Genomic DNA, 15,864 nt, shown 5'->3' on the forward strand with positions numbered 1-15,864 from the left:
AAAACTTATCTATTGATATGTGATAAGTTATCAATTAACACACCAAGATGAAGAATAAAACTTTTTTTAAATTATTAATAAAATGTTAAAAATAATTTATATTTTAGCATTCAGTTAACACATGAGACATATATATGCTATCAATTTCAGGCGAATCGACATTTAATGTTATACTTTGGATTCTACTCCAAATCGTTCTTGTTATTATAGTAGCAGTTATTTTGTATAAAGTTTACAAAAAACTTACAAAATGAAAAAAGGTTCCGAAATTTCGGAACATTTTTAGTTAAAACTAATCGATATGAATGATATTTACGATCCAACCTTTGTAAAAAAACTCTTTAATAAAATGTCAAATTCATACGAAAGAATGAACTATATAACTTCTTTTGGTTTTTCAATTATTTGGAGAAAACAATTTATCAAAGCATTAAATAAAAAAGAATCGAAAATTAAAGTAATTGATTTACTATCAGGATTAGGCGAAAATTGGTCTTATTTAAAAAATAGATTTCCAAACGCAGAATTTTATGCCTTAGATTTTTCAGAAGAAATGGTTGAGAAATCAAGAAAAAAAGGTAAAATAATTTTCCAAAATAAGATAGAAATCTTTCAAGATGATATTTTAAAAAATGAATTAAAATCAGAAGAATTTGATATTATCACGTGTGCTTTTGGTTTGAAAACTTTCAATGAATCTCAAATTGATTTATTAGCGAAACAAGTTTATCGAATGTTAAAAAAAGAAGGACAATTTACATTTATAGAAATATCAAAACCTCAAAATAGTATACTCTATTTCTTATATTCTTTTTACTTAGGTAAAATAATTCCTATTCTTGGCAAACTATTTTTGGGAAATCCAGATGATTATAAAATGTTATGGTTGTACACCAAAAAATTTGAATCATGTAAAAAAGTAGAAGCGATTTTTAAGAAAAATAATTTAAATGTTCAATACAAAGAATACTTTTTTGGATGCGCTTTTGGAATTTATGGAGCAAAAAAAGCTTAGATAATTCTAAGCTTTAGTTATTATTGATTATCCTTCCAATCTATTATTTTATCACGGATAAATTCTGCTAATTTCACTTTACTTTGATGTGTCCAACCAGCAATATGTGGTGCTAAAACAACATTATCTGCTTGAATTAAATACTGAAATTCTTCTGGTAATTCAGATGCAACTAATTTCTCGAAACTCGATTTTTCAAATTCTAAAACATCTAAAGCAGCGCCTAAAATTTTTCCTGTTTTAATTGCTTCGACCAAATCTTTTGTTACAACAGATTTTCCACGAGCTGTATTCACAAAATAAAATGGTTTTTTGAAGTTAGAAATAAATTCTGCATTAATCATTTGCATCGTTTCCGGCGTTTGTGGCGTATGTAAACTTACAACATCAGCTTGCTCAAAAAATTCTTCTAACGAAACTTGTTTCGCAAATTCATTTCCTTTGTTTGGCAAAATATCATAGCAAATCACATTGACTTCAAAGCCTTGTAAGCGTCTCGCAAAAGCATTTCCCATGTTTCCGTAACCAATAATTCCAACCGTTTTTCCTTTCAATTCATCTCCACGATTTTCTTCGCGTTTCCAAATTCCATTACGAACTTCGTTATCAGCTCTACGCAAATGATGCATCAACATCAACAACATACCAATCGCATGTTCACCAACAGAATCACGGTTTCCTTCGGGAGAATTAAATAAAACAATGTTATTTTCGGCAGCAAACTCTTCGTCAATATTCTCCAAGCCTGCCCCTACTCTACCAATAAACTTTAAATTCGTTGCTTTTGCCAAAAAATCTTTATCAATTGGAAATCTACTCCTTACAATCATTCCATCATATTCATTGATCTTTTGTTCGATGATTTCTTTGGGCGAAGTATAATCTTCATCAACAATAAAACCTACTTCGCGAAGTCCATTATTCAGACATTCATGATTAGAATCGATTGCTAAAATTTTATAAGGCGTATTCATTGCAAAAATTTTAATCAAAGTTACAACGAATGCGAAGATTAATAAATAAATTGATGATGAAATTGGTTACAAACAAATCGTTTATAACTCAGTTAATAACATTTTAATTAGTTGAAAATGTATAATTTATATTGTTAATTAAATAGATAATTAAGGTTAAAAAATGATTTTCAACGCATTTGGTAATACCTTAACTTTTACTTGAAGTGAATCGGTTTTATGAATCTCTCCATCAAGCTGATACGTAATCGGATTATGATCTAAACTTTCAATCTTGAATTTTTTCACTTTTCGATACTTTGCTTTGTTCAAAAAATCAATCTTTTTGGCTAAAACCAATACCGAAAAATAAAACTGCTCGAAAACATCTAAATCTTCTATCATCAATAAATCCAATTCTCCATCAGACAAATCAGCTTTTGGTGTAAAAGATATCCCATAACCAGCAATGTTAGAATTAGAACAGAAAAGATAATAAAAACTCTTCTCGATAATTACATCATCTATATAAAGTCGAAATAATTTCGATTTATAATTCAACAAGGTTTTCACAGAAGCATCAACATAACCAGTGATCGTACGCTTTTGATTCTCTTCATACGTTTTGATAACTTCTGCATCAATCCCAAAACCTAAATTGCTAAAAAAATACTTATCCTCTACTCTACCAACATCAATTTTGTGAATAGCATTTGATTTGATAATTTCAATCGCTTTTTTAGGATCTTTCGGAATATTAAGATTTGTTGCCAAACCATTTCCAGATCCGGCAGGAATTATTCCCAATGGAATATTTTTTTTCACCAAAGCACTCGCCACTTCATTGATTGTCCCATCACCACCGCATGCTACAATCACATCCGAATTCTCTGCAATCGCATCCTTCACCAATTCTTTTGCATGAAATTGATAAGCAGTTTCTTTCAAAACGATTTCGTCTGAAGAATCAAATTTTGATTGTAAAAAATCGAGCGAAATATCGTGTTTTGCGTTTCCAGAATTTGGATTAACAATGAAAGTGTACTTCATTTTTTGGGAATTGAAATTTATCAAAACACAAAAATAAGAAATCTAAAAGAATCAAGCTATTTAACGTCTTTTTTTGAGGAAAAACTATCAAAAACTTTCTAACTTTGTAGTATGAAAATTAAAGAAATTCAAAACGAAATAGTAGACGAATTCTCATTTTTTGAAGATTGGGAACAACGCTACGAATATTTGATCGAGTTAGGAAAAAGCTTAAATACTTTGCCAGAAGAAGCAAAAACAGATGATAAAATCATCAAGGGTTGTCAATCTTCTGTTTGGTTAGATGCAGAATTGGACGGTGATACAATCGAATTTAAAGCTGATTCTAATGCTATTTTACCAAAAGGAATTGCTGCATTATTGGTGAGAATGTATAATCATCAAACGCCAAAAGATATTTTAGAATCGGATACAGATTTTATCAACGAAATTGGTTTATCAGAATTTTTATCACCAACGCGTGCTAACGGATTATTGGCGATGATAAAACAATTCAAATTTTATGCGATTGCATTTCAATCAAAACAAAATAATAGTTAGACGCATCATCTAATCAACCTTATAAAATAATGAACGACTTTTTAGGCCAAGCATTTATTTTTCTTTTTTCCGCTGTAATCTGCGTTCCTATTTCCAAAAAATTAGGAATGGGTTCGGTTTTGGGTTACTTAATTGCAGGAGTTTTAATTGGACCTTATGTGCTGAAATTTGTTGGCAATGACGGAACAGACATTATGCACGCCACAGAATTTGGTGTAGTAATGATGCTTTTTTTGGTCGGATTAGAACTTGATCCAAAGGAATTCTGGAAGATGAAAAATAAAATCATCAACCTTGGTGGAATGCAAGTTTTGGGGACGATAATTATTGCAACTTTAGTCGGAATGTTTGCCTTGAAAATGGATTTTTCTTTGGCTGTTTCTATAGCTTTTGCAATAACCATGTCTTCAACAGCCATTATTATGCAAACACTTAGCGAAAAAGGATTGACCAAAACAAGCATCGGAAAATCAACTTTTTCAGTTTTGTTGTTTCAAGATATTATGGTGATTCCAATCTTAGCAATTATTCCACTTTTAGTTGGAGATTCTTTGATTCAGTCCATTGGTGATGATTCTAAAAGTTTGTTAGTTGGTGGACCAGCATTCATGAAAACCTTAGTTATTGTTGGTGCAATTACATTTATTTACGTAATTGCAAAGTACATTATTACACCTTATTTTAAGTATGTTGGACAATTACAAGTTCGAGAAATTTACACCGCTTCTGCCCTACTTTTAGTGATTGGAGTTTCAATTTTGATGCAAAAAGTTGGAATTTCTCCTGCTTTAGGAGCATTTATCGCAGGTGTTGTTTTGGCAAATAACGAATATAAACATCAATTAGAAAGTGATATAGAGCCGTTCAAATCATTATTATTAGGAATCTTTTTTATTGCAGTTGGATCGACGATTAACTTCAAATTAATTGCAGATAAACCTTTTATGATTCTTGGATTAACATTTGGAATAATGTTAATAAAATCATTGGTTTTATGGTTTATTGGAATCAAACATAAATTTGATTTTGATCAAAAATGGTTGTTCATTTTACTTTTATCACAAGTCGGAGAATTTGCTTTTGTTATCTTATCATTGACTCGAAATTTAGATATTCTAAACAAAGAATGGTACGATTTGATGTTAGCAACAACAGCAATTACAATGGTGATTACGCCTTTACTTTTAGTCTTAAATGAGAAATTAATTCTAAAATATTTTGGTGTAAAAACAAAAGTAAAAACAATCATTGAAAACGATAAAATAAATCCAAATTCAGCTGATGGACAAATTATCATCGCAGGTTTTGGAGATTTTGGAAATACAATTAGCCGTGTATTGAAAAGTACTGGAATAAAATCGATTGTTTTGGATAACGATAGCGAGCGTGTAGAGAAAATGCGCAAACAAGGTTTTAATGTATTTTATGGTGATGCAACAAATGTTAACTTACTAAAATCAGCTGGTGCGGAACATGCAAAATATTTTGTAGCTGCTTTGGATCCTCCAGAAATTAATCAAAAATTAGTTTATATTGTTCGTAAAAACTTTCCGAATTTAGAAATTATTGTTCGTGCAAAAAATCGTAGTTATGCGTATAATTATTTGAAAGATGGTATAGACGAAGTTTATCGAGAAAACTTTTTCTCATCTGTTTACGTTGGTAGACAAATCTTAATAAAATACGGTTTTTCTCATGAAGAAGCATCTAAAATTGGTGAAATTTTCATAAAAAGTGACCGAAAGTCGTTGCGTAAAATTGCAAAACATGCCGAAAATTCTGATCAATATTTTGAAGCATCTAAGCAAGAATTTGAAAAGCAAATGAAAATGGTTGCAAAAGAAATTAACAATAGGAATAATGGAGAAAACGAATCATAAAAAACTATTAGTTTTACGTTTTTCTGCTTTGGGCGATGTCACAATGATTGCTCCTGTTTTACAAGAGTTTATTGAACAAAATCCTAATGTCGAAGTTTATGTTGCTTCGCGTCCTTTTATGGGAAATATTTTCAAGCAATTTCCTCAAATCAAATTTATTTCGGTTGATTTGAACAAAGACTACAAAAGCTTTTTTAGTTTGTTCAAATTATACAAAGAATTAAAACAATATAATTTTGATTATGTTGCTGATTTTCATAATGTAATCCGATCAAAAGTAATTACAACTTTATTCGAACTTAAAGGAACAAAAACGGCTACTTTAGATAAAGGTCGTGCAGAGAAAAGAGTTTTAGTCGATCAAAAAAATCGCGTTTTTAAGCAATTAAAATTAACAACTGAACGCTATGCTGATGTTTTACGTCAACTTGGTTTTAACGTCAATTTAAAGCATAAAATCGAACCAAAATCAATTAAAGAATCTAAATCAATTGGAATTGCTCCTTTCGCAGCCTTTACAAGTAAAATGTATCCAATCGAAAAGATGAAAATCGTTGCGAAGAAATTAGCTAAAAATGGGTACAAAATTTATTTATTTGGCGGTGGAAAAGCTGAAATTGATGAATTAAAAACATGGGAAAATTTCAATCCAAACATCAAATCTTTAGCTGGAACAATCTCTTTTGAAGAAGAATTACAAGCTATTGCCAAATTAGAAGTAATGATTTCGATGGATAGCGCAAATATGCATTTAGCCTCGTTGATGGGAACACGCACAATTTCTATTTGGGGTGCAACTCATCCATTTGCTGGATTTTTAGGTTATGGACAATCTATGGATGATGTGATACAAGACGAATCGATGAAAATTCGTCCAACTTCTATCTTTGGGAAAGATCCAAAAAAGTTTAAAAACTATGATTATTTTCAAAATTTGAGTGCCGAGGATGTTTATCAACAAATCGTCAATAAACTCGAAAAATAATACTTTTAAAAGCATCATAACGATGCTTTTCCTATTTTTATAAGAAATTAAAATCACATGAAGTATACATTTCTTATTCTTGCCTTATGCTCAAATTTTTTATTTGCACAAGAACCGAAAGTTATTTTGGTTACGTTGGATGGTGTTCGTTGGAAAGAAGTTTTCCGTGGAGTTGAAAAATCAATTTTAAATAATAAAAAATACAACTCACTTATTGTTCAAACTAATGAAAAATATTGGACAGAAGATTCTATAAAACGCCGCGAATTATTAATGCCATTTACATGGAAAACGATCAAAGAAAAAGGAGTTATTTTGGGAAATCGTGACGAGCAAAATTTTGTAAATCTTACCAACAAAAGATTATGGTCTTATCCTGGATACAACGAAATAATTACAGGAAAAGCTGATGATGAGCGAATTAAAAATAACAAAGATATTCCGAATCCTAATGTTTCAGTTTTTGAAATTGCAAATCAGCAAAAAAATTTAAACAATAAAGTAATGGCTTTTGGAAGCTGGAGAATGTATACAAATATTTTCAATCAAGAACTTTCGAAATTGTTGGTAAATGCTGGATATCAAAATAGTTTTAATCAAAATAAATCTGAACGAGAATTACTAATAGAACGTTTTCAGTTAGAAACGCCAAAACAATGATGGGGAACGAGATTTGATATTTTTACGCACGAATTTGCGTTAGAAGCGATGAAAAATCAGAAGCCAAAATTGCTTTTTATAGGTTATGGAGAAGCTGATGATTACGGACATGATGAAGATTACGATCAATATATTACTTCAATAAATCGCAATGACAGAATGATTGAGGAATTATGGAATTATGTGCAAAGCGATCCATTTTACAAAGATCAAACAACGATAATTGTAACGACAGATCATGGACGTGGAAATGGAAACGAGTGGACGGATCACAATGATGAAGTAAAAGGCTCTGACGAAGGATTTATTTTGATGATTGGAAACGGAATTAATCCTAAAAACTTCAAACAAAATCAAACGTCTATCAATCAAATTGCCTCTACCATTGCTGATTTGATGAAAGTAAAAACTTGGAATTATAAGGATTCTGGGAAATCGTTATTGAAGTAAATAATTTCAAAAATTAATTCAAACAAAAGTTCCCGTTTTGGGAATTTTTTATTTAATTTTGTATAAACAAATCTAATTGAGAGTTATAGCAAGAAAAATACTCCGAGAATTTTGGGCTAAACATTCAGATTGTGAACAGCAATTGAAAGCGTGGTATCAAGAAGTTGAAAAAGCTAAATGGAATAATCTAAACGAATTAAAATTAGAATATCCCAATGCAAGTATATTAGAGAATAATCGTGTTTGTTTTAATATCAAAGGGAACAATTATCGATTGATTGTAAAAATTAATTTTCCTTATCAAATGGTGTGGATTCGATTTATTGGAACTCATGCTGAATACGATAAAATTAACGCAAATCAAATTTAAAATTATGCATATTAAACCTATAAAAACAGAACAAGATTATGATTTGGCATTAGAACGTTTAGAAATGATTTTTGATGCTGAACCAAATACTGAAGAAGGTGATGAATTAGAAATTCTAAGTATTCTAATTGAAAAATATGAAGAAGAACATTTTCCTATAGAATTTCCTGATCCAATAGAAGCAGTACAATTTAGAATAGAACAATTAGGTTATTCACAAAATGACTTAGCAGAAATAATCGGTTTAAAGAGTAGAGCAAGCGAAATATTGAATAAGAAAAGAAAATTATCGCTTAGTATGATTCGAAAATTAACCGAGAAACTTAATATTCCATCAGAAGTATTAATTCAACCATATGAATAAAAAAACTCCCCTCAAATAAATTTGAAGGGAGTTTATATTTCTAACTTGTTTGTTCTTGATTAATGAGCTGATGCTCTATCTTTTGATCGATTTCTTTAAAGAATCCGAAGCCTTTTAGGATAATGATTAATCCAAAGATTAAAAGACAAATTCCGACCCCTTTTCGTACCATAAATACTTTTTGATCGGTAAAACGTTTTTGAAGTTTTCCTGCCAAAAATATTTTTCCCAAATCGATTACAAAATAGGTGGTCAAAACAACTCCCATGTAAAGCATAAAATTGCTTGGATTTGGATATTGGATCATAATTGAAGAGACAATTACAAACCAAAAAACAATGACTCCGATATTCAACAAATTCATGATGAATCCATTGATAAATGTTCTCAAATAATTGTTGCTTACAAATCCCGCTTCGCCTTCTATATGTAGCTTTGGTTTAGAGAAATACATGAAAATTCCGTAAATCAATACAAAGAAACCTGCAATGATATAAATGCGGTAAAACTTTGGATGATTGGTCACATAATCTGTAAAATCTTTACTTCCGTAATAGGCTGCTGCAATACACAAAATATCAGCTGCAATAACTCCCAAATCTAGGACTACAGCGGTTTTCCAACTTCTACGCAAACTGGTTTCAATAAGTAAGAAAAATACAGGTCCAATAAGAATTGTACTTAACAAAAAACCTATTAGTATGGCCGAAAATATTATTTCCATAACATAATTAAGGTCTGCAAGATAAGTCTAAAATATGAAAATTAAGCATCAACTAATTCAAAATCTAATTGCTTCTTGATTAAATCTGCATTTAAAACTTTGATTCTAACCGGACTTCCTAGCTGATACTTCACGCCAGTTCTTTTTCCAACTAATGCATGATTTTTTTCGTCAAAAACAAAATGATCACCTTTCATAGCACGAGAACGAATCAAACCTTCGCAACGCGTTTCTGGAATTTCAACAAAGATTCCATAATCTTGTACGCCTGTAATAAACGCATCAAACGTTTCGCCAACAAATTGCTCCATGTATTTTACTTGCATGTATTTGATTGACTCACGTTCTGCTTCTGCGGCAATTTTTTCGCGAGATGAACAGTGTTTTGCTTTGTCTTCGTAAACAGCCGCTGCAGGAGATTTTTTACCGTCTAAATAATCTTGCAACAAACGGTGCGCCATCATATCTGGATAACGACGAATTGGCGATGTAAAATGCGTGTAATAATCGAACGCCAAACCGTAATGTCCAATATTTTCTGTTGTATATTTTGCTTTCGCCATTGTTCGCATAGCCAAAGTTTCCACCATATTCTCTTCTGGTTTTCCTTTCACTTCTGCTAACAATTTGTTCATCGAATTAATAGTTGTTTTACGGTCTCCAATCTCTAATTCGTAACCAAATTGACGAATAAAATTCTTTAAGTCTAATAATTTATCTGGATTCGGATCATCGTGAACACGATAAATGTAAGTGTTCGCATTTTCTTTTCCGTGTTTATCTAAACTGATGAATTCAGAAACTTTTTTGTTACATAATAACATGAATTCTTCAATCAATTTATTCGAATCTTTCGAAATTTTAAAGAAAATTCCTTGCGGATTATGCGCTTGATCTAAATCGAATTTTACTTCAACTTTATCAAAATTAACCGCTCCATATTTCATACGTTTTCCACGCATTGTTTTCGCTAAGCGATCCAAAGTCAAGATTTCATCTTTAAAATCTCCATCTTTTCCTTCGATAATTTCTTGCGCTTCCTCGTATGTAAAACGTCTGTCTGAATGCGTTACAGTTCTACCAAACCATGTTTTTACAATCTTTGCATTATCATCCATTTCGAATACACCCGAAAACGTATATTTATCTTCGTTTGGACGCAAAGAACATGCAACATTCGACAAAACTTCAGGTAACATTGGCACTACTCTATCCACCAAATAAACGGAAGTTGCACGTTTGTATGCTTCTTGCTCGATTAACGAACCTGGACGAACATAATGCGTAACATCAGCAATGTGAACACCGATTTCCCAATTTCCGTTCTCTAATTTTCGAATAGATAAAGCATCATCAAAATCTTTTGCATCTTTCGGGTCGATTGTAAATGTCGTTACATTTCGCATATCTCTACGGCGAGCTGCTTCGGCTTCATCTATCGAAGTATCCAACTGATTTGCTTCCTCTTCTACTTCCTCAGGAAATTGAGCTGGCAAATCGTATTCTAACAAAATCGCATGAATTTCTACATCCGTATCATCTGGACTACCCAAAACTTGCGTGATTTCGCCAAATGGTGAATTAGATCCTTCTGGCCAATTTGTTAATCGAACCACAACTTTTTCTCCTGGTTGAGCATTTTTAATTTTCTCTTTCGGAATAAAGAAATCATGATTACCATTTTGCATCGTTACAAAACCAAAATTTCCGTTCTTTCCTAGCTCGAAAATACCAGTAAATTCAGTTTTATTGCGCTCGATAATTTCTACAATTTCTCCTTCTGCTCTCGATTGATTGGCATGTTTTTTTGGATAAACATATACGCGAACCGTATCGCCCATTAAGGCATTTCTCGTTTTTCCTTTTTGTACAAAGACATCTTGTTCAAGACCATCAATCATAATATAAGCACTCCCTGAAGAAGTCAAATCCGCAATCCCAACCATATAATCATTGGTTGCATTGATTTTGTATTTTCCTCTTTCTACTTCAGAAATCTTCTTGTCAGCTAATAAAACATTCAAATTCTTAATCAATAATTCTGTATCAATTCGATTTGTTAGGTTTAAAGCTGCTGCAATTTGTTTATAATTTAAAGGTTTATTCGGATTTTGAAATAAAACTTCGATGATAGACTTCGTAAACTTTGTTATGTTTTTGTCTTTTTTCGCCTTTGTATTTTTAAAATTTCTTCTTGGCATAATTTGTTTTCTGTCAAATCTCTTCTTGTTTTTTAGAGATTTATTTTAAAATAGTTAATAAATAAACATCTTAATTATTTGATTATCAAATTATTTTTAATAACTATTAATAAGATGTTAATAAACAACATAACCACTGCAAAGGTAATATATCCTTTTTCTAAAATAACAATTTACAGCCAATTCTATGTTATGGAAAGGATAAGATTACTTGTAACGTTTTGATTTATTGCGAAAATTGAGCCAAAAAAACTATTTTTGCATTGATAATTAATTGAATGAAAACTAAACCATTATACCAAACCTACTTGATTAACCTTGATCGAGCTACGGATCGGCTTGAATTGATGCAAAAAGAATTCGAAAAATGTGAGATTACTTACGAAAGAATTTCTGCTGTAGATGCCAAAACTTTGGATTCGTCAACCTATAAAGTAAAAAATAAATATGACCGCGATTTAGTTCCTGGAGAAATTGGTTGTTATTTGAGTCATGTGAAAACGCTAGAAACTTTTTTGGCTTCTGAAAATGATTTTGCTTTAATTATAGAAGATGATGCTATTTTGGTTAATGATTTTAAATCTGCTGTAGAAAAAGCAATGAATCAATATAATGATTTAAAAGTAAAAGATCATTGGGATGTTTTGAAGTTGTTTAATGGAAAACGAAAGCATATCAAAATAGCTGATGTTGACCAAAAATATATAATTGCAGCTTGTGGAACGAGTATTCCAATCACAACAATTGCAGCAATTTGGACAAGAAAAGCAGCAGAAAAATTTCTGAATAAAATTAAAACTCCACTTCCTACAATTCAACGTCCTATTGATTGTGATTTACAGCATGCCTGGGAATTTGGTTTGAGAATTTATAACCTTCTTCCATCGCTTGTTAAACCAGCTCCAGTAGAAACGCAAATTCAGATTGATCGTAGTTTAAGAAAGTCTAAATTTCCAAGACAAATTCAATACGAATTGAATCGATTATTACCTAAATATTTCTATTTAATCAATCATCATGGTTTCAAAAAATTCTATGATAGTTTTATTGCAAAGAAAAACGAACGCATTTCTTAATCAACAATTATAAAATAGATTAAATACCTGAATTAAAACAAATTAACAACCTTTATCAACAGTTATAAACATTGTTAATTTCTATATAAAATACAAAAAAAGCAGTTTCAAAATTTTGAAACTGCTTTTTCATTTATAATAATTCGATGCTTTCTTCTTTTAATTTCTCTTTTACTTTTCCGTCCCAAATACTCGCTTGCACTTCACCAATGTGTCGAGATTTCAACATAAACATACACATACGCGATTGTCCAATTCCACCTCCAATAGATTCTGTTAACTTATCATCTAACAACATTGAGTGAAATAATAAGTTCTTGCGATCCGAAGAATCTCTAATTTCTAATTGTTTCGTCAAAGCTTCTTTATCTACACGAATTCCCATCGAAGATAACTCGAAAGCAGATTCTAAAACAGGATTCCAAACTAAAATATCTCCGTTCAAACCTCTAAAACCAGCACTATTTTCTGTGCTCCAATCGTCATAATCAGCGGCACGTGCATCGTGTAATTCTCCATTACTCAATTCTCCTCCAATTCCGTAAATAAAAACAGCTCCAAATTCTTTACAAATTGCATTTTCACGTTGTTTCGGTGTAAATGTTGGATACTTTTGTAATAAATCTTCAGACGAAATAAATGTAATTTGTTCTGGTAAAACAGCTTTCAATTGCGGATATTTTACTTCAACATTTTGCTCAGTTTGTTTAATAACTTCATAAATCGATTTTACTGTCGAAAAAAGATAATCCAATTGACGATCTTGAGGCACAATTACTTTTTCCCAATCCCACTGATCCACATAAATAGAATGAATTGGCGAATAATCTTCGTCTGGACGCAAAGCGCGCATATCTGTTATAATTCCTTCGCCTGGCTCAATTTCTAATTCTTTCAAACGGATACGTTTCCATTTTGCCAAAGAATGCACAACTACCGCATTTTTATCATTCAAAGATTTTATAGGGAACTTTACAGGTCTTTCGATACTATTCAAATCATCATTAATACCTGTTCCATCCAAAACTACCAATGGTCCAGAAACTGGAATAATGTTTAATTCTTTTTGTAATCCTTTCGAAAATTCTTCTTTTACAAAAGAGATTGCTTGTTCTCTACGTAATAATGCTCTGCTCATCTTTTAATCTTTAAATGATTTGTTTTTTTAACTGATGTAAAAGTAGAACAGCTACAATCAATAAATTTACTATTGACTTAAATTGGTTTAAAAATATTTAATTTTAAATCTAAAATATTATTTATACTTAACTATTTAAACCTTACAATAGTTTTAAATTTAATTTTTAAAATAAAAATCGATCAACTCTTACGAATTGACCTATTTTGTATCTTATAATAGATGTATAAAATTATCCGTTATATGAACAAGCAATTTTATCTACTCGTCCTTGGTGACGACCACCTTCAAATTCTGTTGCTAAAAATGTATTTACAATTTCCTCTGCATATTCATACGCAATAAAGCGTGCAGGTAAAGTTAACACATTTGCATTATTGTGTTGACGAGCTAACTTGGCAATATCCGTCATCCAACATAATGCAGCACGAATTCCTTGGTGTTTATTTGCAGTCATTGTAACGCCTTGCGCACTACCACAAATCAAAATTCCGAAATCTGCTTTTCCATCTTCTACAGCTAGTGCCGTTGGGTGTGCAAAATCAGGATAATCAACACTCGCTGTTGAGAACGTACCAAAATCCTCAACCTCAAATCCTTGACTTGTTAAAAAGGGTACTAATTTCTCCTTATAATCGAACCCAGCATGGTCCGCTCCGATTGCAATTTTCATTTAATTAACAGGTGTTTTTGTTGTTTTTGTTTAAATAATTGTAAATCAAATGTTAAGTAAACGTAACAACTTGTTAAAAGATGATTGAATAAAACTAATAACTTTTCGATAGAAAAATTTGGAAATCTGATTCAAAAAATCAATTAGAAATAAATCAATACAAGTCAAGTAAAAGTTTTCATTTTGGCATAAAAGATTTACACACCGTTATGAATAGTTTTCACAAAACTTCTTTTTAACAAAAGTTGTTTATCAACCAAAATGATAAATTGTTGATAGAATATCTAACTCTTTCATTACAAAACAAAATTACAAATAATAGCTTGTTAATTGCTATTAAATAAAATTTATCTCACTTTAGTTATCCACATATTAACAGTGCTAATAATAGTAACATATTTTTCTTTTTTTAAAATTTAAAAATTAATTAAACTATATATATTATTATGAATTGTTAATAGTTGAAAATTGTATTGAATGATTTTAAGTCTCAAAATGAAAGTTTGATTACTTTTGTGTAGTTCAAAATTTCAAATCAAAATATGAAAACAATCAACGACTACAATTTCGAAAACAAGAAAGCATTGATTCGTGTTGACTTCAATGTTCCGCAAGACGAAAACTTAAATGTGACAGATGATACACGTATTAGAGCTGCAAAACCAACGATCGACAAAATATTGAAAGATGGTGGTGCTGTTGTATTAATGAGTCATTTGGGACGTCCTAAAGGCGAATTCAATGATAAATATTCATTAAAACATATTGCATCAAAAGTTTCAGAAATTCTTGGCGTTGATGTGATCGTTGCAAATGATGTTATTGGCGATGATGCGAAACAAAAAGTAAGTAATCTAAAATCAGACCAAGTTTTATTATTGGAGAATGTTCGTTTCCATAATGAGGAAGAAGCTGGAGATAAAGACTTTGCAAAAGAATTGGCTCAATTTGGAGATATTTATGTGAATGACGCGTTCGGAACTGCACACCGCGCACATGCTTCGACTGCAATTATTGCTGAATTTTTCCCGGAAAATAAATGTTTTGGTTTGTTAATGGAACAAGAATTAACAGCTATTAACAAAGTGTTAGCGGACGGAGAAAAACCTGTAACAGCGGTACTTGGAGGAGCTAAAGTGTCTTCTAAAATTACGATTATCAACAATATTTTACCAGTTATTGATAACTTGATTATTGGTGGTGGAATGACGTATACATTTGTGAAAGCAAATGGAGGAAAAATCGGAAATTCGTTGGTAGAAGATGATAAATTAGATTTAGCGAAAGAAATTTTGGCTGAATGTGAAAAACATAATGTAAAAGTTTATTTACCAGTTGACAATGTAATCGCTGATAATTTTAGTAATGATGCAAATACACAAACAGTTCCTTCAGATGAAATTCCTGATGGATGGATGGGAATGGATGTTGGTGTAGAATCTTCAAAAGTTTTTGCAGATGTAATTAACAATTCGAAAACAATTCTTTGGAATGGTCCTTTAGGTGTTTTTGAAATGCCAAATTTTGCAAAAGGAACTATTGCTTTAGGTGATGCAATTGCTGAAGCTACGGCAAACGGCGCTTTTTCACTTGTTGGTGGAGGAGATTCTGTTGCTTTCGTAAAACAATTTGGTTACGATGACAAAGTAAGCTACGTTTCTACAGGAGGTGGCGCAATGTTAGAATCGTTGGAAGGTAAAGAATTACCAGGAGTTGCTGCAATTTTAAAATAAGACAACAATTTTTTAAGATAAATGAAAGCCGAGCATTTGCTCGGCTTTTTTT

At 31.1% G+C, this 15,864-nt stretch carries 16 protein-coding genes; 10 read left to right on the forward strand and 6 right to left on the reverse strand.

The window, feature by feature from the left end:
* Positions 1 to 301: 301 nt before the first annotated feature.
* Positions 302 to 1,015 (forward strand): class I SAM-dependent methyltransferase, encoded by a 714-nt coding sequence (locus N5D90_RS11955; RefSeq protein WP_280062576.1) that lies wholly within the window; start codon positions 302 to 304, stop codon positions 1,013 to 1,015.
* 20 nt (positions 1,016 to 1,035) lie between these two features.
* Here N5D90_RS11955 and N5D90_RS11960 read toward each other — a convergent pair whose 3' ends face one another.
* Both N5D90_RS11960 and N5D90_RS11965 read right to left on the reverse strand, forming a co-directional pair.
* Positions 1,036 to 1,989, reverse strand: a complete 954-nt coding sequence (locus N5D90_RS11960; RefSeq protein ID WP_280045938.1) for a 2-hydroxyacid dehydrogenase — start codon at positions 1,987 to 1,989, stop codon at positions 1,036 to 1,038.
* A 156-nt stretch (positions 1,990 to 2,145) separates the two neighbouring features.
* Positions 2,146 to 3,018, reverse strand: a complete 873-nt coding sequence (locus N5D90_RS11965; RefSeq protein WP_280062577.1) for a diacylglycerol kinase family lipid kinase — start codon at positions 3,016 to 3,018, stop codon at positions 2,146 to 2,148.
* Positions 3,019 to 3,129: 111 nt separating this feature from the next.
* Between N5D90_RS11965 and N5D90_RS11970 the strand changes: the two genes are divergently transcribed.
* From N5D90_RS11970 to N5D90_RS12000, 7 genes are all read left to right on the forward strand, one after another.
* Positions 3,130 to 3,558 (forward strand): SufE family protein, encoded by a 429-nt coding sequence (locus tag N5D90_RS11970; RefSeq protein WP_038336207.1) that lies wholly within the window; start codon positions 3,130 to 3,132, stop codon positions 3,556 to 3,558.
* Positions 3,559 to 3,587: 29 nt separating this feature from the next.
* The gene (locus tag N5D90_RS11975; RefSeq protein WP_180905541.1) at positions 3,588 to 5,438 is read left to right on the forward strand and encodes a monovalent cation:proton antiporter-2 (CPA2) family protein; all 1,851 of its coding nucleotides are present in this window, start codon (positions 3,588 to 3,590) and stop codon (positions 5,436 to 5,438) included.
* Entirely contained in the window at positions 5,419 to 6,423 is a 1,005-nt protein-coding gene (locus N5D90_RS11980; RefSeq protein ID WP_280062578.1) for a glycosyltransferase family 9 protein, read from the forward strand. The genes N5D90_RS11975 and N5D90_RS11980 overlap by 20 nt, the downstream gene beginning before the upstream one ends.
* 57 nt (positions 6,424 to 6,480) lie before the next feature.
* Positions 6,481 to 7,083, forward strand: coding sequence for a hypothetical protein (locus N5D90_RS11985; protein WP_280062579.1), 603 nt, complete (start codon positions 6,481 to 6,483; stop codon positions 7,081 to 7,083).
* Positions 7,084 to 7,101: 18 nt separating this feature from the next.
* Positions 7,102 to 7,533: a sulfatase-like hydrolase/transferase gene (locus N5D90_RS11990; protein WP_280062614.1), complete on the forward strand. Its 432-nt coding sequence runs from the start codon at positions 7,102 to 7,104 to the stop codon at positions 7,531 to 7,533.
* Between the two features lie 76 nt (positions 7,534 to 7,609).
* Positions 7,610 to 7,903, forward strand: a complete 294-nt coding sequence (locus tag N5D90_RS11995; RefSeq protein ID WP_038336201.1) for a type II toxin-antitoxin system HigB family toxin — start codon at positions 7,610 to 7,612, stop codon at positions 7,901 to 7,903.
* Positions 7,904 to 7,907: 4 nt separating this feature from the next.
* On the forward strand, positions 7,908 to 8,267 hold the full coding sequence (locus tag N5D90_RS12000) for a type II toxin-antitoxin system HigA family antitoxin (protein WP_038336230.1): 360 nt from the start codon (positions 7,908 to 7,910) through the stop codon (positions 8,265 to 8,267).
* A gap of 40 nt (positions 8,268 to 8,307) precedes the next feature.
* On the opposite strand, the gene N5D90_RS12005 is transcribed toward N5D90_RS12000, so the two are convergent.
* On the reverse strand, positions 8,308 to 8,991 hold the full coding sequence (locus tag N5D90_RS12005; protein ID WP_038336200.1) for a LysE family translocator: 684 nt from the start codon (positions 8,989 to 8,991) through the stop codon (positions 8,308 to 8,310).
* A 41-nt stretch (positions 8,992 to 9,032) separates the two neighbouring features.
* Positions 9,033 to 11,192, reverse strand: a complete 2,160-nt coding sequence (gene rnr / locus N5D90_RS12010) for a ribonuclease R (RefSeq protein ID WP_280062581.1) — start codon at positions 11,190 to 11,192, stop codon at positions 9,033 to 9,035.
* Positions 11,193 to 11,470: 278 nt separating this feature from the next.
* Here rnr and N5D90_RS12015 point away from each other — a divergent pair, with 278 nt between their 5' ends.
* On the forward strand, positions 11,471 to 12,268 hold the full coding sequence (locus tag N5D90_RS12015) for a glycosyltransferase family 25 protein (protein WP_280062582.1): 798 nt from the start codon (positions 11,471 to 11,473) through the stop codon (positions 12,266 to 12,268).
* A gap of 133 nt (positions 12,269 to 12,401) precedes the next feature.
* Here the strand turns inward: N5D90_RS12015 and asnA are convergent, their stop codons facing one another.
* On the reverse strand, positions 12,402 to 13,406 hold the full coding sequence (gene asnA / locus N5D90_RS12020) for an aspartate--ammonia ligase (protein WP_280062583.1): 1,005 nt from the start codon (positions 13,404 to 13,406) through the stop codon (positions 12,402 to 12,404).
* Positions 13,407 to 13,638: 232 nt separating this feature from the next.
* A complete protein-coding gene (gene rpiB, locus N5D90_RS12025; protein WP_280062584.1) occupies positions 13,639 to 14,079 on the reverse strand; it encodes a ribose 5-phosphate isomerase B in 441 nt (146 codons plus the stop codon).
* A 542-nt stretch (positions 14,080 to 14,621) separates the two neighbouring features.
* Between rpiB and N5D90_RS12030 the strand changes: the two genes are divergently transcribed.
* Positions 14,622 to 15,812 carry a phosphoglycerate kinase gene (locus N5D90_RS12030; RefSeq protein WP_280062585.1) on the forward strand — a complete coding sequence of 397 codons (1,191 nt, stop codon included), beginning with the start codon at positions 14,622 to 14,624 and terminating at the stop codon, positions 15,810 to 15,812.
* Positions 15,813 to 15,864: the final 52 nt, after the last annotated feature.

Origin of the sequence: Empedobacter sp. GD03797 (assembly GCF_029842105.1) — a bacterium.
GTDB lineage: Bacteria > Bacteroidota > Bacteroidia > Flavobacteriales > Weeksellaceae > Empedobacter > Empedobacter falsenii_C.